17 protein-coding genes and 1 pseudogene are annotated in these 20,137 nt (G+C 65.0%); 14 read left to right on the forward strand and 4 right to left on the reverse strand.

The window, feature by feature from the left end:
- The first annotated feature begins 148 nt into the window (after positions 1–148).
- The 10 genes and pseudogenes from soxX (at position 149) to QA640_RS42165 (ending at position 7,837) form a co-directional block, all read left to right on the forward strand.
- Positions 149–505 (forward strand): sulfur oxidation c-type cytochrome SoxX, encoded by a 357-nt coding sequence (soxX, locus tag QA640_RS42120; RefSeq protein ID WP_283038481.1) that lies wholly within the window; start codon positions 149–151, stop codon positions 503–505.
- 47 nt (positions 506–552) lie between these two features.
- Positions 553–1,044 (forward strand): thiosulfate oxidation carrier protein SoxY, encoded by a 492-nt coding sequence (gene soxY / locus QA640_RS42125; protein WP_283038482.1) that lies wholly within the window; start codon positions 553–555, stop codon positions 1,042–1,044.
- Between the two features lie 10 nt (positions 1,045–1,054).
- Positions 1,055–1,366: a thiosulfate oxidation carrier complex protein SoxZ gene (gene soxZ, locus QA640_RS42130; protein ID WP_283038483.1), complete on the forward strand. Its 312-nt coding sequence runs from the start codon at positions 1,055–1,057 to the stop codon at positions 1,364–1,366.
- Positions 1,366–2,229 carry a sulfur oxidation c-type cytochrome SoxA gene (gene soxA / locus QA640_RS42135; RefSeq protein WP_283038484.1) on the forward strand — a complete coding sequence of 288 codons (864 nt, stop codon included), beginning with the start codon at positions 1,366–1,368 and terminating at the stop codon, positions 2,227–2,229. The genes soxZ and soxA overlap by 1 nt, the downstream gene beginning before the upstream one ends.
- An 8-nt stretch (positions 2,230–2,237) precedes the next feature.
- On the forward strand, positions 2,238–2,543 hold the full coding sequence (locus tag QA640_RS42140; RefSeq protein WP_283038485.1) for a hypothetical protein: 306 nt from the start codon (positions 2,238–2,240) through the stop codon (positions 2,541–2,543).
- Between the two features lie 61 nt (positions 2,544–2,604).
- Positions 2,605–4,353 (forward strand): thiosulfohydrolase SoxB, encoded by a 1,749-nt coding sequence (soxB, locus tag QA640_RS42145; RefSeq protein ID WP_283038486.1) that lies wholly within the window; start codon positions 2,605–2,607, stop codon positions 4,351–4,353.
- Positions 4,350–4,808, forward strand: a complete 459-nt coding sequence (locus tag QA640_RS42150; RefSeq protein ID WP_283038487.1) for a hypothetical protein — start codon at positions 4,350–4,352, stop codon at positions 4,806–4,808. Before soxB ends, QA640_RS42150 begins: the two co-directional genes overlap by 4 nt.
- 226 nt (positions 4,809–5,034) lie before the next feature.
- A complete protein-coding gene (locus QA640_RS42155) occupies positions 5,035–6,075 on the forward strand; it encodes an MBL fold metallo-hydrolase (protein ID WP_283038488.1) in 1,041 nt (346 codons plus the stop codon).
- Between the two features lie 97 nt (positions 6,076–6,172).
- The gene (locus QA640_RS42160; protein WP_283038489.1) at positions 6,173–6,328 is read left to right on the forward strand and encodes a hypothetical protein; all 156 of its coding nucleotides are present in this window, start codon (positions 6,173–6,175) and stop codon (positions 6,326–6,328) included.
- A 299-nt stretch (positions 6,329–6,627) separates the two neighbouring features.
- Positions 6,628–7,837 (forward strand): annotated as a pseudogene (locus QA640_RS42165) (MFS transporter).
- Between the two features lie 126 nt (positions 7,838–7,963).
- Here the strand turns inward: QA640_RS42165 and QA640_RS42170 are convergent.
- The gene (locus QA640_RS42170; protein ID WP_283038490.1) at positions 7,964–9,307 is read right to left on the reverse strand and encodes an MFS transporter; all 1,344 of its coding nucleotides are present in this window, start codon (positions 9,305–9,307) and stop codon (positions 7,964–7,966) included.
- A gap of 154 nt (positions 9,308–9,461) precedes the next feature.
- On the opposite strand from QA640_RS42170, the gene QA640_RS42175 reads away from it, so the two are divergent.
- Genes QA640_RS42175 through QA640_RS42190 form a run of 4 tightly spaced genes read left to right on the forward strand, consistent with a single transcriptional unit; the run spans position 9,462 to position 14,065 of the window.
- Positions 9,462–10,115, forward strand: a complete 654-nt coding sequence (locus QA640_RS42175) for an ABC transporter ATP-binding protein (RefSeq protein ID WP_283038491.1) — start codon at positions 9,462–9,464, stop codon at positions 10,113–10,115.
- Positions 10,112–12,574, forward strand: a complete 2,463-nt coding sequence (locus QA640_RS42180; protein WP_283038492.1) for an ABC transporter permease — start codon at positions 10,112–10,114, stop codon at positions 12,572–12,574. Before QA640_RS42175 ends, QA640_RS42180 begins: the two co-directional genes overlap by 4 nt.
- Positions 12,564–13,646 carry a lipocalin-like domain-containing protein gene (locus tag QA640_RS42185; RefSeq protein ID WP_283038493.1) on the forward strand — a complete coding sequence of 361 codons (1,083 nt, stop codon included), beginning with the start codon at positions 12,564–12,566 and terminating at the stop codon, positions 13,644–13,646. Before QA640_RS42180 ends, QA640_RS42185 begins: the two co-directional genes overlap by 11 nt.
- A gap of 29 nt (positions 13,647–13,675) precedes the next feature.
- Positions 13,676–14,065, forward strand: a complete 390-nt coding sequence (locus QA640_RS42190) for an MAPEG family protein (protein WP_283038494.1) — start codon at positions 13,676–13,678, stop codon at positions 14,063–14,065.
- Between the two features lie 148 nt (positions 14,066–14,213).
- Here QA640_RS42190 and QA640_RS42195 read toward each other — a convergent pair whose 3' ends face one another.
- The 3 genes from QA640_RS42195 to QA640_RS42205 form a co-directional block, all read right to left on the reverse strand.
- Positions 14,214–15,413, reverse strand: a complete 1,200-nt coding sequence (locus tag QA640_RS42195) for an ABC transporter substrate-binding protein (RefSeq protein WP_283038495.1) — start codon at positions 15,411–15,413, stop codon at positions 14,214–14,216.
- Between the two features lie 210 nt (positions 15,414–15,623).
- Entirely contained in the window at positions 15,624–18,779 is a 3,156-nt protein-coding gene (locus tag QA640_RS42200; protein ID WP_283038496.1) for a multidrug efflux RND transporter permease subunit, read from the reverse strand.
- A complete protein-coding gene (locus QA640_RS42205) occupies positions 18,776–19,969 on the reverse strand; it encodes an efflux RND transporter periplasmic adaptor subunit (RefSeq protein ID WP_283038497.1) in 1,194 nt (397 codons plus the stop codon). The genes QA640_RS42200 and QA640_RS42205 overlap by 4 nt, the downstream gene beginning before the upstream one ends.
- Between the last annotated feature and the right edge of the window lie 168 nt (positions 19,970–20,137).

Raw genomic sequence — 20,137 nt, forward strand, 5'->3', positions numbered from 1 at the left:
CGAACAAATGGTCTCTTTGGTTGCAGCGCAGAAGATATTAACTCCGATTTGCGACCTGCATAGTCGTGATTGTCAGACGGTGCCCTTTGTGCTTTGAGCACTATATTTCGCAAACGCAATCATCGACATAACGCCTCGGATCGACGCCTTGACCGCCTTTCCCCGGAAGCCCGCTCTGGTCTTGATCCTGGCCACCTTCGCCGCGATGGCCGCCGGGCCGGCGCGCGCCCAATCCGCTGCCGCCGAGGGAGAGAAGCTCGCCTTCGATCGCGGCAAGGGCAATTGCCTGACCTGCCACATGATCAAGGGCGGTGACCTGCCCGGCACGATCGGGCCCGAGCTGAAGGACATCAAGGCAAAATATCCCGACCGCAACGAACTGGTCGCGATCCTGTTCGACGAGACCAAGCGCAATCCGCAGACCATGATGCCGCCGTTCGGGCGGAACCGGATTCTGACAGAACAGGAGATCAACGCGATCGTTGATTTCCTCCAGACCCTGTAACCGCGCCGACCTAAGCGATCGCTGAAGCGATCAACCAGGAGACTGAGATGAGTGCAATGACCGGCCTTCTCGCGACGCGGCGCCTGATCCTGCAAGGCGCGGCCTCCGTTGCGCTGATCGGCCTCGGCAATCTGCCGTTCGGAACCACGCCTGCGCGCGCCGCTGTCAACGACAAATATCCTGAAGAGGCCTTCAAGCAGAAGAGCGAGACCGACGCGATCAAGGCGCTCTACGGCAAGACCGCCGAACCGTCCGACAAGATCAAGCTCGACGCGCCCGAGATCGCCGAGAACGGCGGTGTGGTCCCGATCTCCGTGACGACGACGCTCGACAAGGTAACCTCGATCTCGTTCTTCGTCGCCGAGAATCCGAACGCGCTGGCGGCAAGCTACAAGATCCCGGACGGCACCATCCCCAGCGTCGCCAACCGGCTGAAGATGGCGAAGACCACCAACGTGGTCGCGATCGTGGAGGCCGACGGCAAGCTCTTCAGCGCGACCAAAGAGGTCAAGGTCACCGTCGGCGGCTGCGGCGGCTAGGAGAATTCCGATGGCATCAAGCATACGCGTGCGCGCAACATCTAACGGCGACATCACCGAGGTGCAGGCGCTGATCCAGCACCCGATGGATTCCGGCTTCGTCAAGGACGCCAAGGGCGAATTGATACCGGCGCATTTCATCCAGGAACTGAAATTCGAGCACGACGGCAGGGAGGTGTTCGTCGCCGATTGGGGTCCTGCGGTCTCCAAGGACCCCTACGTCAAGTTCAGCTTCAAGGGGGCCAAGAAGGGCGACGACCTCAAGATAAGCTGGGTCGACAACAAGGGTGCGTCGGATACGACCACCGCGAAGATCTCGTGATGAAGGCGCGCTCCGCAATCTGGCTCGGCTCCGCGCTCGTCGCGCTCACGGCGCTCTGCTTCACCGCGCCGCGCGTGATCGCTGCCGACAAGATCGATCCCGCCACTGAGGCCAAGGCGTTCCAGAACTTCTTCTTCCAGAAATTCCCGAACGTGAAGCACGAGGATTTCGTCAACGGTCCTTATTCCATGAACGAGGACATGAAGCGGCAGTGGCAGGAGAAGGAGGAATTCCCGCCTTACGAGTTCGCGCTCGACGCCGGCAAGGAGATGTTTGCGACCCCGTTCAAGAACGGCAAGACCTACGCAGACTGCTTTCCGAACGGCGGCATCGGCATCCGCCAGAACTATCCCTACTTCGACGAGAAGGAGGGCAAGGTCGTCACGCTCGAGCTCGCGCTCAACCGCTGCCGCGAGGCCAATGGCGAGGCGCCCTACTCCTACGTCAAGGATGAGATGGCCTCGCTGACCGCCTACATGGCTTTCACCTCGCGCGGCAAGCTGATGGACATCAAGATCCCCGACGATCCGCGCGCGCGCGAGGCTTACGAGAACGGCAAACGCTATTTCTATACGCGGCGCGGGCAGATGAACTTCTCCTGCGCGAGCTGCCATGTCCAGAGCCCGGGCGAGCGCATCCGCGCCGAGATCCTGGCGCCGGCGCTCGGCATTTTGAACGCGATGCCGATCTACCGCTCCGAATGGAGCGGCATGGGCACGACCAGCCGCCGCTTCGTCACCTGCAACAGCCAGACCCGCGCGGTTCCATTGGAACCGCAGTCGGACGAGTACCGCGACGTCGAATATTTCCTGTCCTACGTCGCCAATGGCCTGCCGATTTCCGGCCCTGGGGCGCGGCCATGAGCAGGACCATGACCGGACGATCACTCGGGCTCGCCTTGCTGCTGACGATTGCCGCAGCGCCGGCGCGCGCGGCCAGCGAAGCCGACTACAAGGCGGCCTATGCCGCGGCGGAAGCCACCGCCAAGGAGGCGGCCGGCTTGCGCAATCAGTGGACGCCGACCATTTCGACTCTCGCCGCCGCGAAGAAAGCCGGCGACGGCGGCGATTTCGACCGCGCGGTTGCCGCCGCCAAGGAGGCCGAAGCGCTGGCGAAGGCCTCGATCTTCCAGGCGACGTCGGAAAAAGAAGCCTGGAAGGCGATGGAAATCCGCTAGACTGGCTCTCGTGGAACCTTCCGACGATCGTCGTCTTCTCTCGGGGCGCGGAGAATTTGAGATGGCTATCCGCCGCCGTGATTTCCTAAGAGCCGCAGGCGCTGCCGCCGTCACGGCAGGGCTGCCGGGGCTTGCGCGCGGCGCCGACACCACCAGCATCTACGACCTCGAACGCTTCGGCAATGCGCGCATCCTGCACATCACCGATACGCATGCGCAGCTCAACCCGGTCTATTTCCGCGAGCCCAGCGTCAATATCGGCATCGGCGAGATGACGGGACGGCCGCCGCATCTGGTCGGCCGCGCCTTCCTCGAACGTTTCGGCATCCGGCCCGACAGCGCGGACGCCTATGCCTTCACCTGTTTCGAGTTCGACAAGTCCGCGGCCCGCTTCGGCAGGCTCGGCGGCTTTGCGCATCTGAAGACGCTGATCGACCGGATGCGCAACGACGTCGGCGAGCAGCGTTCGCTGCTTCTCGACGGCGGCGACCTCTGGCAGGGCACGGGGCTTGCGAACGTCGTGCAGGGCCGTGGCATGGTCGAGATCGCCAACCTGCTCGGCATCGAGGCGATGACAGGCCATTGGGAATTCACCTATGGCGAGCAGGTGCTGCGCGACAATCTCGAACGCTTCAAGGGCGAATTTCTGGCGCAGAACGTCTTCCTGACCGAGGAAGCCGCCTTCAACGATGCGCTGGCTTTCGACAAGGCGACAGGTCGCGTGTTCAAGCCGTCGACCATCAAGGAGCTCGGCGGCCATCGCGTCGCCATCATCGGCCAGGCCTTTCCGTACGTGCCGATCGCGCATCCCAAGCGCTTCACGCCGGACTGGACCTTTGGCATCCGCGAGGAGGAGCTCCAGAAACTCGTCGATGGCTTGCGCGGCAATGACAAGGTCGATGCCGTCATCCTGCTGTCGCACAACGGCATGGACGTCGATCTGAAGCTTGCGAGCCGCGTTACCGGCATCGATGTCATCCTCGGCGGCCACACCCATGACGCCGTCCCGCAACCGGTTGCCGTGACGAATGCGGGCGGCACGACACTCGTCAGCAATGCCGGTTCGAATGGCAAATTTCTCGCCGTGCTCGATCTCCAGCTCGCCAAGGGCAAGGTCAGCGATGTTCGCTATCACCTGCTGCCCGTCTATTCCGAATTGTTGAAGCCGGACCCCGCGATGGCCGAGCTGATCGGCAAGGTGCGCGAGCCGCACGTCACCGACTGGTCGGAGAAGATCGCAACGCCCGACCGGCTGCTCTATCGCCGCGGTAATTTTTCCGGCCCCATGGATGAGCTCATCTGCTCGGCGCTGCGCCACGAGCTCGATGCCGAGCTCGCGCTGTCGCCCGGATTCCGCTGGGGTATCACCGCGCTCGCCGGCCAGCCGCTCACACTCGAGGATGTGCTGGCGGAGACCGCGATCTCCTATCCCGAGACCTACGTGCAGGAGATGACCGGCGACCAGATCAAGGATGTGCTGGAGGACATCTGCGACAACCTCTTCAACCCCGATCCCTACCACCAGCAGGGTGGCGATATGGTGCGTGCCGGCGGCCTCAGCTACACCTGCACGCCGACGGCGGCGATCGGCAGCCGCATCTCCGCGCTGGCGCTCGACGGTGGCACGCCGCTCGAAGCGCACCGAAGCTACAAGGTCGCGGGCTGGGCGTCGGTCAACGCCCAGCAAGGCGCGCCCGTCTGGGACGTGGTCGCAAAATATCTGCGCTCGGGCCGGATGCCGGAGAACAAAGGCTCCGGCGTCACGCTCAGGGGCGTCGAGGACAATCCGGGAATTGCGGGACAGGGATGACGCGTTCACCAATCCTTCGCGCGATGCTGTCGGCGCTGGTCGCCTGGGCTTTGGTGCTGCCCGCCTTCGCCCAGCAGGTGCCGTTGCAGGACAAGCCATTCGCCGAGCACAAGGTCGTGCTCCAGCTCTCCGACGGTGATGCCAAGAAGCAGGCGCTGGTGCTCAGCGTCGCCAACAATCTCCTGAAGGCCTATGATCCCGACAAGGTCGCCATCGAGGTGGTGGCGTTCGGTCCCGGCATCGACCTCCTGCTCGGCACCAACGAGCACCGCAAGCAGGTCGAGAGCCTCATCGCGCAGGGTGTCCGCTTCGACATCTGCCTCAACACCGTCGACACGATCGAGCGGGAGACCGGCCGGCGGCCGGATTTCATTCCGTCCGCGACGCCGGTGCAGGTCGGGGTCGGCCAGATCCTGTTTCTGACCGAGAATGGATACACGCTGGTGCGGCCGTGATGCCCGCTCCGTCATTCCGGGGCGGCGCGTAGCGCCGAGCCCGGAATCCATCTCTCACGCCCTGCGGCCAAAAGGATTCCGGGTTCGGTCCTGCGGACCGCCCCGGAGCGACGCTGGAAGCGGTGCAGCAAAATATTTCATATTTATCTCTAGAAACAGTGAATTGCTTCTCTTTATTGTTGCTGACGTAATAGAATTTGGAATCAGCCTTCGCCGGGGGTCTGCCATGATCTTTCGCCAACTGTTCGACAGCGTTTCGGGGACCTACAGCTATTTGCTGGCCAGCCGCGCGGGCGGCGAAGCGCTGATCCTCGATCCCGTGCTGGAGAAGGTCGACCGCTATTGCCAATTGCTGCGCGAGCTCGATCTCAAGCTGGTCAAGGCCGTCGACACCCACCTGCATGCCGACCACGTCACAGGGCTCGGCGAGCTGCGCGACCGCACCCACTGCATGACCATCATGGGCGACCAGAGCAAGGCCGACGTGGTGGCGATGCGGGTCTCCGACGGCGACAAGGTGACGATCGAGGGCATGTCGCTCGACGTGATGTACACGCCCGGCCACACCGATGACTCCTACTCTTATCTCATGGGCGACCGCGTCTTCACCGGCGACACGCTGCTGATCCGCGGCACCGGCCGCACCGACTTCCAGAACGGCTCTTCGCGCGCACAATACGACTCGATCTTCAATCGCCTGCTCAAGCTGCCGGACGAGACGCTGGTCTTCCCCGCGCATGACTACAAGGGCGACACCGTCTCCACCATCGGCGAGGAGAAGCGTTACAATCCCCGTCTCCAGGTGCGCTCGATCGACGAATATATCGAGTTGATGGCCAACCTGAAGCTGCCCAATCCGAAGATGATGGATGTGGCGGTACCAGCCAACATGCATGTCGGCCTGCATCAGGAGGAATTGGAGAAGGAGGGCCGCGTGCTGAGCGCCGTCGACGCCATCCGCGCGCTCGGCCGGCCCGACATCCTGCTGGTCGATCTGCGTGAGACCAATGAGCGCGCCAAGCACGGCATGCTCGAGGGCGCGCTGCATGCGCCCTATCCGTCGATCGAGGAGAGCCTGAAGCCTGGCGGCATGCTGCGCGAGGTGGCGGCCGCCACCGGCCGCCGCGTCCTGTTCTTCTGCGCCTTCGGTGAGCGCTCGGCAATGGCGGTTGCCGCCGCAAAACAGGCCGGGCTTGCCAACACCGCGCACATCGCCGGCGGCATCGACGCCTGGAAGAAGGCTGGCGGGCCCGTGGTGCGAGCGTGAGGGCGGCTGGTGCCCCCAGTGCCGGTTGAGAAAGGTCAAGCGGAACGGGGCGGGTCCGGCTAGCATGCGCGGATAGCTTCATCATCCGGAGAAGGTCATGGCCAAGGCCGGCAACAAGACCCCGCCGCCGAAGAAGGCGGATGACACCGCGAAAAAACCGCAGCCGCCGCGCGACACCGACGACGACTACGAAGACGGCGACATCGCTACCCCCAAACGTGACCGCTACGGCCCGGACGACGAGCCGCTGTGAGGGTGGCGGCGGACTACCCGGATCGACGCGAGGGTCGAGCAACTCACACTGCTGTCATGCCCCAGCTTGACGGGGGCATCAAGTACGCCGCGGCCTCTCCGTATCCCTTCGCCTCCTCTAGAATACTGGATCGTCCGCCTTCACGGGCGATGACAGCGGAGAAAACGCCTCGCACGCGTCGCAGGACGGCCCCTCACTGCTCCCACCGCGTTACCTGCCATGCGCCGGCATTCATGGACAAATAACCGCTCGCGCCGATAGTTTCCGTTACCCACAGGAGGGAGTGAAACGGAACTGCGATGGCCGACGTTCTCGCCGCAGCGCAACAGGGGAAGAGCGACAGCGCGCTGCGCACGCTGACGGGGATCTCGATCGCGCATTGGGTCAGTCATTTCCATCTGCTGGTGCTGCCGATGCTGTTTCCGTTCCTCAAGAGCCAGCTCGGCGTCGGCTATATCGAGCTCGGCTTCGCACTCACCGTGTTTGCAGTTGTGTCCGGCCTGACACAGGCGCCGACCGGCTATCTTCGTCGACCATTTTGGTGCGCGAAGGATTCTGCTGATCGGACTCTTGATCGGCGGGCTGTCGCTGGTGCTGCTCGGCCTGCATCTGAGCTACGCCTCGCTGATCATCTGCGCGGTGCTGCTCGGGCTCGCCAACAGCGTCTATCATCCCGCCGATTACGCGATCCTCGCCGAGCACATGGACGAGGCGCGGATGGGCCGCGCCTTCTCGGTTCACACCTTCGCCGGCTATCTCGGCGGCGCGGTGACGCCCGCGATCGTCGCTGCACTGGTCACGGTCTCGGGTGGCGCCGGCGCGCTGATCGCATCGGGCGTGATCGGCGTACTCTGCGCGCTGCTGCTCGTCGTGATGAGCATTCCCGACGCCGGCGCGCACAGGAAGAAGCCCGGAAACAAAGCTGCGCCAACACAGGCGGTCATCACGCCGGCGCTGATCATGCTGACCGCGCTGTTCATGCTGCTCAGCCTGTCGATTGCCGGCATCAGCAATTTCGGTGTGGTGGCGCTGATGAGCGGCTATGCCGCGTCCTACTCGGCCGCCAATGTCGCGCTGACGGCATTTTTGGGGGCAAGCGCCGTCGGCGTGCTCGCGGGCGGCTTCCTCGCCGATCGCACCGAGCGCCATGGCCAGTTCGCCGCCGCGTGCTTCGCCGCAAACGCCGCGATCGTGCTTCTGATTACGCTCGTCGCACTGCCCGGCTTGCTGCTGACGGTTGCGATGACCGTTGCGGGCTTCCTCTCCGGCGTGATCGCACCCTCGCGCGACATGCTGGTGCGCAATGCGGCGCCTGCTGGTGCTGCGGGGCGTGCCTTCGGCATCGTCTCCACCGGCTTCAATATCGGTGGCATCATCAGCCCGCTGCTGTTCGGCTGGATCATGGACCAGAACGCGCCGCACTGGGTGTTCGGCGCGTCGGTGGTGTTCATGGCGGCCACGGTGGTCCTGTCGCTGCTGACGGAGCGGCGCGAGCAGGCGGGCCGATAGTTCGCTGCAGATTGGGCTACCAGCAGCTCAACTCACTCGGTGTCGTCCGGGGCGCGCCAACGGGTCCGCGTAGCGCGGCCCGATGACAGGCTCCGCGCGAGTCCGGGACGACAGGTTGCATTGGGCTTACGTTGGCGAAACCGCGCCCTTCAGTGCGCCGGCCTGCTGAGCGGCGCCGCGAGTCAGCCTTGCCTTTTCCGTGTTCGGCCAGAGCAGCAGCAGCCCGAGCACGCCGGAGCCGATCATGACCACCGCGTTGATGGTGAAGCCGGTCATGTAGCCGTCGAGCATGTTGCCGGCGCGCTGGATCACGGTGCCCATCACGTTCGGCGCAATGATGCCGGCGAGCGTGTAGAGCGCGCCGTAGATCGCCAGGATGGCGCCGCGCTGCGAGGCCGGCGTGAACTCGCCGAGCATCGGCGGGCACACCACATAGATCGCGCTGCACAGGCCCGGGCCAATCACAAGCATCGCGATCTTCAGGGCCCCGCCCGGGACGTACGGCATCAATGCAAGGACGAGACCGCCGATGACCAGCGGCACCGAGCCGAGTACGCCGCGGGCGACACGAGTGGTCGAGCCCCGCGCCATCATCACCTGCGAGATCCACCCGGTGAGGATGACGATAGTGGCGCCGAACACCCAGGGCAGGATCGAGATGAAGCCCGCATCATTCTGCGAGAAGCCGAGCCCCTTGACGATGAACGGCGTGAACCAGGTGAGCCCAAGCGACAGCGCCCAATAGGCGCCGAAAGTCGCCGCCGCGCAGCCGATGAAGGTGCACGAGGTGAGAAGCTGGAGATAGGGAATCTTTGGCTCTGTGGCCGCCAGCGCTTGCGTGTCCTCCAGCGGCCCTTCCCTGCCGAGCGCGAGCCACGCCGCGACCCAGATCAGGCCGACGACGCCGAGCGCGCCGAAGGCATAGTGCCAGGAATGATTGACGATGACCCAGTTGAGCGCCGGCACCGCCAGGATGACGCCGAAGGCCGAGCCCTGCAACAGGAACGCGGTCGGCAGCGCGCGCTTCTCGTCCGGGAACCATTTGTAGATGGCATGCGTGGCGACCGACGCCGCCGGCCCCTCGCCGGCACCGAGCACGATGCGACAGATCAGGAGCGTGGTGAAGCTGACGGTGCCGACCATCGGAAACTGCGCCAGGGCCCAGATCACGGCGAGCGTCAGCAGCACCCAGCGCGTGGACACCCTATTGACGATGAAGCCAACGACAACGGCGGCGATCGAGAACAGGAGGAAGAAGGATGACCCGAGCAGGCCGAACTGCTCCGGCTCGAGCTTCAAATCGGTCATGATCGGAACGCCGGCGAGACCCACGACGATCTTGTCGGCGAAATTCACCACCATGAAGAGAAACAGGAGAAAGGTGACGGTCCAGGCGCCCTTTGGTGTTTCCTTGGACGCTGTCTTAACTGTCGTGCCGCCCGCTGCTTTGGGCGTTCCCTGAGCGCTCATCTCTGTCCCCGTCTTCTCGGCACTTTTGATTTGGCCGTTTTGGGAGCTAACAACGGCTTGAACGGCAACGCAACCCCGGCATTTCCGCATCAACTGTGCTACGCAGCTTTCCTACCTCTCCCTATGGGAGAGGAGGGAGAAAAGTGGCAGGTCTGTGCTGAAGATCAAAAACCTCTCCAAGAGCTTCTCCTCGGCCGGCGAGCCGGTCCATGTGCTGCGCGGCGTCGATCTCGACGTGCGCCCCGGCGAGCGCGTCGCGCTGACCGGCGAATCCGGCAGCGGCAAGAGCACGCTGTTGCACCTGATCGCAGGGCTGGATGGCGCCGACGGCGGCACGATCATGCTGGAAAGCCTTGAGGTCACCGCGCTGCCGGATGCAGGGCGCGCGGCGTTGCGGCGCGATCGGCTGGGGCTGGTCTTCCAGCAGTTCAACCTGATCCCGAGCCTGTCGGTCCAGGACAACCTTTCGTTTCAGGCTCGGATTGCCGGCCGTCATGATGCCGGCTGGCATGGCGAGCTGATCGAGCGGCTCGGCCTCGGCAAGCTGTTGCGGCGCTATCCCGAGCAGCTCTCCGGCGGCCAGCAGCAGCGGGTCGCGATCGGGCGCGCGCTCGCGATCAAGCCGTCACTTCTCCTCGCGGACGAGCCGACCGGCAATCTCGACGAGGCGACCGCCGACGACGTGTTGGCCCTGACGCGCGATCTCGTGGCACGAACCGGCTGCGGTTTTCTGATGGTGACGCACAGCCTGCATCTCGCCGGCACGCTCGACCGCCACGTCACGCTGCATGCTGGACGGATCACATGAGACGCGCGCTCTGGATCCTCGCCGTGCTGCTCAGCCACTGGCGGCGTCATCCGATGCAGCTCGCGACGCTGCTGATCGGCCTGATCGCGGCAACCGCGCTGTGGAGCGGCGTGCAGGCGATCAACCAGCAGGCGCGCAACGCCTATGATCGCGCAGCCGCAACGTTCGGCGGCGTGCGCACGCCGATGCTGGTCGCACCCGATGCCGCAACGTTCTCGGAAGGCATGTTCGTTGCGCTCAGCCGCGCCGGCTGGCCGGTTTCGCCGGTCGTGGAGGGCCGCGTCCAGATCAACGGACGCTCGTTGCGCCTGCTCGGCATCGAGCCGGTGACGTTGCCGGCCGAGGTCGGCAACGCGCCGCGGCTCGGCGCGTCCGATTTGCGCGCCTTCGTCGCGCCGCCGGGCCAGACACTGGTGGCGCCGGAGACGCTCGCCGATCTCGACGCGACCGAGGGCGCGGCGCCGCTGATCAGCAGCGGCGCAAAACTGCCGCCGCTGCACGCGCAGCCGCAGCTCGTGCCCGACGTGCTGGTGGTCGATATCGGCGTCGCGCAGCGGCTGCTTGGCAAGCAAGGCCAGCTCTCGCGGCTCCTGATCCGCAAGGCCAAGGGCAAGCCTGCACCGCTCGCGAGCGTCGTCGGCGACCGCTTGCAGCGGGTCGAGCCGAGCGCGCAGACCGAGCTCGAACGCCTCACCGACAGCTTCCATCTCAACCTCACCGCCTTTGGCTTGCTGTCGTTTTTCGTCGGGCTCTTCATCGTCAATTCGGCCGTCGGCCTTGCCTTCGAGCAGCGGCTGCCGATGCTGCGCACGCTTCGTGCCTGCGGCGCCTCAGCGCGGATGCTCAACAGCGTGCTGGTGATCGAGCTGGTGGTGCTGGCGTTCGCCGCGGGGCTCGTCGGGCTCGTCTGCGGCTATGTCATCGCGGCGGCGCTGCTGCCGGATGTCGCGGCCTCGCTGCGCGGGCTCTATGGCGCGCAGATCCCGGGGCAACTTTCGCTGCGCGGCGAATGGTGGCTCGCCGGGATCGGCATCAGCATCATCGGCGCGCTGATCGCGGCCGTGACCAGCCTGCTCAAGGCAATGCGGCTACCCTTGCTTGCGACCGCGCAGCCGCAGGCCTGGCGGCAGGCGCAACGCCGCTGGCTGATCCTGCAGAGCGCGGCGGCCCTCGGCGTGTTCGCGGTGGCGCTGCTGCTATCGCTCTATGGGGATTCGCTGATCGCAGGCTTTGGCGTGCTCGCCGCGCTGATGCTGGGCGCGGCGCTGATCCTCCCCGCGCTGCTCGAAATCATCCTCTTGATCGGCCAGCGCAGCGCGCGCCGCCCGCTTGCGCTGTGGTTCTGGGCCGACAGCCGGCAGCAGCTCTCCGGACTCTCGCTGGCGCTGATGGCGCTGCTGCTTGCACTCGCCGTCAATGTCGGCGTCTCCACCATGGTGGAAACGTTTAGCCGCACCTTCATCACCTGGCTGAATGGGCGCCTCGCCGCCGACGTCTATATCAGCGCGCCCGACAATGCGAAGGCGGTTGCGATCCGCACGTGGCTGCGCGAGCGCGGCGAGGTGCAGGCGATCCTGAGCGGCGGACGGGCGGAGGCGCAGATCGAGGGACAGCCGGTGGAGCTGCTCGGCCTGCCCGACCACGCGCTCTATCGCGAGCGATGGCCGCTGCTCGAAGCCGCGCCGCGCGCCTGGGCGCAGCTCGTGCCGGGCGATGCCGCCTTCGTCAGCGAACAATTGGGCCGGCGGCTGGGCTTGCGCGTCGGCGACGTCATCGAGATCCCCACGCCGGGCGGCAGCTGGGCGCTCGACATCGCCGGCATCTATGCCGATTACGGCAACCCCAAGGGACAGCTCGCAGTGAACGTTGCGGCGCTGATCCGTCGCTTTCCGCAGACGCCGCAGACGCGGATCGGACTCATTGTTTCGCCAGAGAAGATTCCCGGCCTGATCACGGCATTGCAGAAGCAGTTTGCCCTCGACGGCCGCAGCGTCGCCGACCAGGCGACGGTGAAGGCGGAGTCGATCCGCATCTTCAACCGCACCTTTGCGGTCACGGGAGCGCTGAACGCCTTCACCCTCGGCGTCGCCGGCATCGCGCTTCTGACCAGCCTGTTGACGCTTGCCAATTCGCGCCTTCCGCAGCTTGCGCCGCTCTGGGCGATCGGCCTCACGCGGTCACGCCTTGCCGCGATCGAGCTGACCAAGACGCTGGCGGTCGCGCTGTTCACGGCGCTGCTGGCGTTGCCGCTGGGACTCGTGGTGGCCTGGTGCCTGATCGCGATCGTCAACGTAAAAGCGTTCGGCTGGCGCCTGCCGTTCCACGTGTTTCCGCTGCAACTGGTGGAGCTGGTTGCGGTCGCGCTGCTCGCCTCGCTGCTCGCCGCATTGCTGCCGGTGGCGCGGCTCGCACGGATGCAGGCGGCGAATTTGGTGAAAGTGTTCGCCAATGAACGCTGACAGAATCTCGCGACGCGCATTCGCCGGCGGCCTCGCCGCATTGGCGCTGTCGCGCCGTACGCTCGCGCAGGGCTACGCCGGTCTCGGTGAGACCGCGGATGGCTTTGCGCCGGTCACGCCTGGAAAGGTGTTTTCTTTCCCCGCCGACCACGGACCGCATCCGGACTTCCGCATCGAGTGGTGGTACCTCACGGCGAATCTGATCGACGCCAGCGGCGCGGCTTGCGGCCTGCAATGGACGCTGTTTCGCCAGGCCACCGAGGCGGGCCCGCAACGCGAGGGTTGGGCCAATCAGCAGCTCTGGATGGGCCATGCCGCGGTGACCCGCGCCGACACCCACCGCTTCAACGAGCTGTTCGCGCGCGGCGGCGTCGGGCAGGCGGGTGTGGACGCAAAGCCGTTCACGGCCTGGATCGACGACTGGGAGATGAAGGGCGCTGATCGCACCGATGATCACACGCTGGCGCCGCTGACGCTGAAGGCGTCAAGCACCGATTTCAGCTATGCGCTGACGCTTCAGGCCGATCGTCCGGTGATGCTGCAAGGCGACGGCGGCTTCAGCCGCAAATCCGAGCGCGGCCAGGCGTCGTATTACTACAGCCAGCCGTTTTTTCGCGCGCGTGGCAACCTCGTCATCGACGACAAGACGATCGATGTGTCAGGCCAGGCCTGGATGGACCGTGAATGGAGCAGCCAGCCGCTCGCCGCCGACCAGACCGGCTGGGACTGGCTGTCGCTGCACCTTTCATCGGGCGACAAGCTGATGCTGTACCGGCTGCGGCAGAAGGACGGCAAGGACGATCCGTTCGGCAACTGGATCTCGCCCGACGGCCGCACGCAGCAGATCTTTGCCGCCGACATCCAGATGACGCCGAAAGGATGGGCCGCGGTCGCGGGACGCAAGCTGCCGGTGGAATGGCAGATCGCAATCCCTTCGCGGTCGTTCACGATCGCCTGCAAGCCGCTCAACCCTGCGGCCTGGATGGGCACCGGATTTTCCTATTGGGAAGGCCCGATCAGCTTCTCCGGCAGCCATGACGGCGTTGGCTATCTCGAGCTGACGGGTTATTGAGCGTCCGGCGACTTCAAGGGGGCCTTGCAATGTATCATCTCACCGCGCTCGTCACGCTGCTGGCCGTGGCGTTCTGCTTCTTCACCGGCGTCAACGTCGCGCGGTCGCGCGCAAGGACCGGCGTCAAGGCGCCGGCGATGTCGGGCCATCCCGACTTCGAGCGCGCCTTCCGCATCCAGATGAATACGCTGGAATGGATGCCGATCTTGCTGCCGTCGCTCTGGCTGTTCGCGATCTATGTCAGTGACGCCATCGCGGCCGTAATCGGCGCGGTCTGGGTCATCGGCCGCATCATCTATTTCCTCGGCTATTCCAAGGAAGCCGCCAAGCGCAGCCCCGGCTTCGCCATCCAGGCCTTCGCCAGCATCGCGCTGTGGGTCGGCGCGCTGGTCGCGGTGCTGTCGCGGCTGGTACATTGAGGCGGCGGCGCTCGCACGCGGGCGCGGCGCAGCGTGTAACGCTGCGTCGCTGAACGGAGATCCAAACTTGTTTCAAGACTTGAGGTGGCGTGGGTCCCGGCTCTGCGGTGCACCGCCAAAGAGGCGCTGCACCGGGGACACGAGAGCCTTACTTCGTCGCCGGGCAGCCGCTTTCCTTGGCGGTGAAGAATGCCTTGTCGCCTGGGACGGTGGCGAGCAGCTTGTAGTAGTCGAAGGGCCGCTTCGATTCCGACGGCTTCTTGACCTCGAACAGATACATGTCGTGGACCATGCGGCCGTTCTCCAGCACTTTGCCCTGCGCGAAATCGTCGTCGACCGGCAGCTCCTTGAGCTTCTTGGCGACGGCGTCAGGATCTTTCGTGCCCGCTGCCTTCACGGCCTTCAGATAGCTCAGCGTCGCCGAATAGGTGCCGGCATGGATCATGCTCGGCATCCGCCCGGTGCGCCTGAAGAAGCGTTCACCCAGATTGCGCGTGCGGTCGTTGAGATCCCAGTAATAGCCTTCGGTGAGTACGAGGCCCTGGGCAGCTTCGAGTCCGAGACCGTGAACGTCAGCCAGCGTCATCAACAGCGCGGCGAGCTTCTGGCCGCCGCGGACGATGCCGAACTCGGCTGCCTGTTTGATCGAGTTGTTGGTATCGAGACCGGCATTGGCAAGCCCGATGATTTTCGCTCTTGAGCTTTGCGCCTGCAGCAAGAACGACGAGAAATCCGATGAGTTCAGGGGGGTGCGGACAGACCCCAACACCTTGCCGCCGTTGGCGGTCACAATTTCGGTCGTATCCTTTTCCAGCGCGTAGCCGAACGCGTAGTCGACAGTCAGGAAGAACCAGGTGTCGCCGCCGGCTTTCACCAGCGCGCCGCCCGTGCCGACACCGAGCGCACGGGTGTCATAGGCCCAGTGGAAGCCATAGGGCTGGCAGAGATCGCCGGTCAGGCGCGAGGTCGCCGCACCCACGACGATGTCGATCTTCTTCTTTTCCCTGGAAAGCTCATGGATCGCGAGCGCGACCGACGAGGTCGTCAGCTCCGTGATCATGTCGACGTTCTCGACGTCGTACCAGCGCCGCGCGATGGAGGTGGCGAGATCCGGCTTGTTCTGGTGATCGGCGGTGACGAGCTCGATCTTCTGGCCCAGCACCTCGCCGCCAAAATCCTCGATCGCCATTCTTGCGGCTTCGACCGACCATTTGCCGCCGTAATCGGCGTAGACGCCGGACTGGTCGTTGAGGATGCCGATCTTGACGCCTTGATTGGCGTTTTGCGCGGAGGCCGGCGCCGCCAGCAGCACGGACAAAGCGGCGGCAGCCAAAAGTGCTGATTTCATAGTTTAACTCCCAGCAGTTTTCTATTTTGAAATCGCGCGGATACTAGTGAAGAACCCCGTCCCTGCCCATCCATTTCGGCCTCAGCCGTTAGTATGGGCGCGGCGCTTCCCAGAGCTCGACTCGTCGTCCCGGACAAGCGCAGCGAAGCGGAGCGCAGATCGACACCGTGATTGCTTGATGTGGGTGTGGCCGCAACGACCGACGTTACGTTACGTCGCAACTTCCGCCTTCTTTCCGCGCCCATCGGCGAGGTTACGCACGATCATGTAGAAGATCGGGGTGAACACCAGGCCGAACAGCGTGACGCCGAGCATGCCGAAGAATACGGCGACGCCGACGGCCTGGCGCATCTCCGAGCCCGAGCCGGTCGAGACCACCAGCGGCAGCACGCCGAGGATGAAGGCAAAGGACGTCATCAGGATCGGCCGCAGGCGCAGACGGCAGGCCTCGATCACGGCCTGCAGCCGCGGCTTGCCTTCGAGCTCGATGTCGCGGGCGAACTCCACGATCAGGATGGCGTTTTTCGCGGCTAGTCCCACCAACACGACGAAGCCGATTTGCGTGAGGATGTTGACGTCTTGCCCCATGATGCGGACGCCGATGGTGGCAGCTAACAGGCACATCGGCACGATCAGAATCACCGCGAACGGTAGCGACCAGCTGCCGTACTGCGCGGCCAGCACGAGATAGACGAACAGCACGCAGATCGGGAACACGTAGAGGCCGGCATTGCCGCCGGTGACCTGCTGGTAGGACAGGTCCGTCCATTCGAAGGTGAAGCCGCTCGGCAAGGTGTCATCCGCGAGTTTCTTGATCGTGTTGAGCGCGGTGGTCGAGCTCGTGCCCGGCGCCGGCTCGCCCTGCAATTCGGACGCCGCATAAAGATTGTAGCGCGCGACGCGGTCCGGGCCCGAGACGTCGCGGAAATCGACCACGCTGCCCAGCATCACCATGTCGCCGGCGGCATTGCGCGTACGCAGCCGCGAAAGGTCGCTGGACTCTTTCCGGAACGGCAGGTCGGCCTGCGCGGTGACGTGATAGGTGCGGCCGAACAGGTTGAAGTCGTTGACATAGGTCGATCCGAAATAGGTCTGGATCGTAGCGTTGATGTTGGCGATGGGAACGCCGAGCTTCTGGGCCTTGGTGCGGTCGATGTCGACGAAGAGCTGCGGCGTATTCGCGGTGAACGGCGAGAACACCGAGGTCAGCTCGGGCGCCTTGCGCGCTGCGGCCACGAGCTCGTCAGTTGCAGCCGCGAGCATTCCCGGCCCGCGGCCCTGGCGGTCCTGTACGCGGATGGTGAAGCCGCCGCCGGTGCCGATGCCGGGCACCGCCGGGGGAGGAATGACGATGATGAAGGCACCCTGGATCGCGGAAAGGCGCTTGCGCAGCTCACCGGTGATCGCGCCCGCGGAAAGCCCCTTCTTCAGACGCACCTCCGGCTCTTCGAATACCGGAAACAGCGCCGCCGCATTGCCGGCCTGCGTGCGCGTCGCGCCGGAGAAGCCGGCAAAGGCGGCGACGCGGACGATGCCCGGCGTATCGAGCGCGATGCGCTCGATCTCACGCACGATCTCGGTGGTGCGCGCGAGCGACGCTGCGCCCGGCAACTGCACGGAGACGATGACGTAGCCGCGATCCTGCGCGGGGATGAAGCCCTGCGGCGTCGTCGCGATCAGCCAGCCGGCGCTGCCGATCAGCGCGACATAGATCAGCAGCATCACCACCGAATGCCGGATCACGAAATTGGCAACAGCGGCATAGCCGTGCGACAGGCGGTCGAACACGCGGTTGAAGACGCCGGTGAACGCGTCCCAGCCGCGCGCGATGAAATTCCACCGCGCCGGTGGTCGTTTCTCGTCATGCGGTGTGAGGATCTGCGAGGCCAGCGCCGGCGACAGCGTCAGCGAGCAGAAGCAGGAGATCGCGGTCGCAACCGCGATGGTGACGGCAAATTGCTGGAAGAACTGTCCCGAGATGCCGCCCAGGAACGCCGTCGGCACGAACACCGCACACAGCACCAGCGCGATCGAGACCAGCGCGCCGCCGACCTCCTCCATGGTCTTGAGCGCTGCGTCGCGCCGGCTCATGCCGTGCTCGAGATGCCGCTCGACGTTCTCGACCACGACGATGGCGTCGTCGACCACGATGCCGACGGCGAGCACGAGGCCGAACAAAGTGAGATTGTTGATGGAAAATCCGAGCGCCGCCATCACCGCAAAGGTGCCGACCAGCGAGACCGGTATCGCGACGATCGGAATGATCGCGGGCCGCCAGCCCTGCAGGAAGACCAGCACCACGATGACCACGAGCAGCATGGCCTCGTAGATGGTCTTGATCAGCTCGTGGACGGATTGCGCGATGAACTCGGTCGGGTTGTAGCCGATGTTGTAGTCGAGGCCCTTCGGGAAGCTCGCCTTGAGCTTGACCATCGTGTCGGAAATGTTCTTCGCCGTCGCAAGCGCGTTCGATCCGGGTCGCTGGGTAACCAGCATCGCGACCGCCGATTTGCGCAACAGGAAGCTGTTGGTGGTGTAGGACAGCGCGCCCAGCTCGATGCGGGCGACGTCGCGCAGGCGCACCGTGCGGCCGTCGGAGCCGGCCTTGATCAGGATGTCCTCGAACTGCCTCTGGTCCTTCAGGCGCCCCGTGAAGGTCAGGTTTGGCTGGAAGGCGCGGTCCGCGATCGGCGGCTCGGCGATCTGGCCGCCGGCAATCTGCACGTTCTGCGACCGGATCGCGGCGAGCACCTCGTCCGAGGTCATGCCGAGATTGGCGATGCGGTCGGGATCGAGCCACAGCCGCATCGAATAGTCGCGCGCGCCAAAGATCTGGATGTCGCCGACGCCGTCGAGCCGCAGCAGCTGGTCGCGGACCTGGAGCAGCGCGTAGTTGGAGATGTAGAGCTGGTCGAACGTGTCGTCGGGCGACAGCATGAACACGACCATCAGGATGTCGGGCGAATTCTTGCGCGTGGTGACGCCGTTGCGCTGGACTTCCTCAGGCAAACGCGGCTGCGCGATCGCGACCCGGTTCTGGACCAGCACCTGGGCCTTGTCGAGATCGGTGCCCAGCTTGAAGGTGACGGTGATGGTGAGCTGGCCGTTCGACGTCGCCTGGCTGTAGAGATACAGCATGTCCTCGACGCCGTTGATCTCCTGCTCGATGGGAGCAGCCACCGTGTCGGACACGGTCTGCGCGGAAGCGCCGGGATATTGCGTGGTCACCACCACGGTCGGCGGCACCACCTGCGGATATTCGGAGACCGGCAGCGTGGTATAGGCGAGCGCGCCGACGATCAGCAGCACGATCGACAGCACCATCGCCAGGATGGGCTGGTTGATGGAGAGGCGGCCGAGGTTCATGACTTGCCACCCGCCGGCGCTTGGGCTTGATGCGGGCTGACCTTGGCGCCGACGCGGGCGCGCTGGATGCCGTCGACGATGACACGGTCGTCGGCCTTCAACCCTTCGCGAATCACGCGCAGCCCCTCATCGAGCGGACCGAGCGTCACGGGCCGCGCCTCGACGGTATCATCCGGCTTGACCACGAAGACGATCTTGCGGGACTGGTCGGTCGCGACCGCGACGTCGGGAATCAGCAACGCCTCGTAGGGCGCGCTGCCGATCAGGCGCACGCGGCCGAACTGCCCAGGCAGGATCGAGAGATCGGTGTTCTTGATGACAGCGCGGCTGCGCAGCGTGCCGGTAGAGACGTCCAGGCGATTGTCGAGGAAGTTGATGGTGCCGTCATGCGACGGCTTGGTCTCGCCGGCCAACGTCACCTGCACCGGGTTCGGCGTATCGCGCGAGCTCGGGCGCTTGCCTTCGAACCAGAGCTTGCTGTTCTTGATATAGGTCGCCTCGTCCAGGTCGAAATAGATGTAGATTGGATCGAGCGACACGATCGAGGTCAGCAGTGTCGAGGTGCCGGTGTCGCTGCCCTGGACGAGGTTGCCGGGGCTGACGAGGTGGCGGCTGACGCGGCCGGTGAGCGGTGCCGCCACATGTGTGAACTCGATATTGAGCTTGGCGGCCTTCAGCGCGCCTTCGGCCTGCATCTCGGCGGCGTGCGCGGCCTGCAAGGCCTGGCGGCGCTGGTCGACGACCTGCTCGGAGACGGCGCTGGTCTGGACCAGGTTGAGGCCGCGATCGAGCTCGCGCTTGGCAAGCTCCACCTTGGCGCGCGCGTCCGAAAGCTGACCGTCAGCCTGCTCGGCGACCGCCTCGAACGGACGGGAGTCAATCACATAGAGGAGATCGCCGGCGTGGACGATCGCGCCGTCCTGGAATTCGACCGAGTTGACGAAGCCGCCGACCCGCGGGCGCACCTGCACCTCTTCCACCGCCTCGAAGCGGCCGGTGAACTCTTCCCAATCGGTGACGGTGCGCTTGACCGGCTGGGCGACCGTGACAGGGGGCGCCGGGGGAGCTGCCGCCTGCGAGGCCGGCTTGTCACAGCCTGCGAGGAGGCCGGCAGCTGTCAGCGCCAAAACCGCAAGGAAAGGACCAGGCAGGGAATGCCGTCGGACTGGCCTCGGGTTCGGCTCGCTCATGTCTTGCCCCTTCCTTGGTGCTGCGGCAGTAAGCAGGGTAGCTGCTTACCCGCAGGCGGCACAAGATGGGTTTCAATGATGAACTCTTCAAGACGAAGGACGGCGCATCTTTGGCGGGACGCCCTAGCCGGGTGGCCGGGTTGCGGAGAGATAGTGGGCCGCACTGGC

Origin of the sequence: Bradyrhizobium sp. CB82 (genome assembly GCF_029714405.1) — a bacterium.
GTDB lineage: Bacteria > Pseudomonadota > Alphaproteobacteria > Rhizobiales > Xanthobacteraceae > Bradyrhizobium.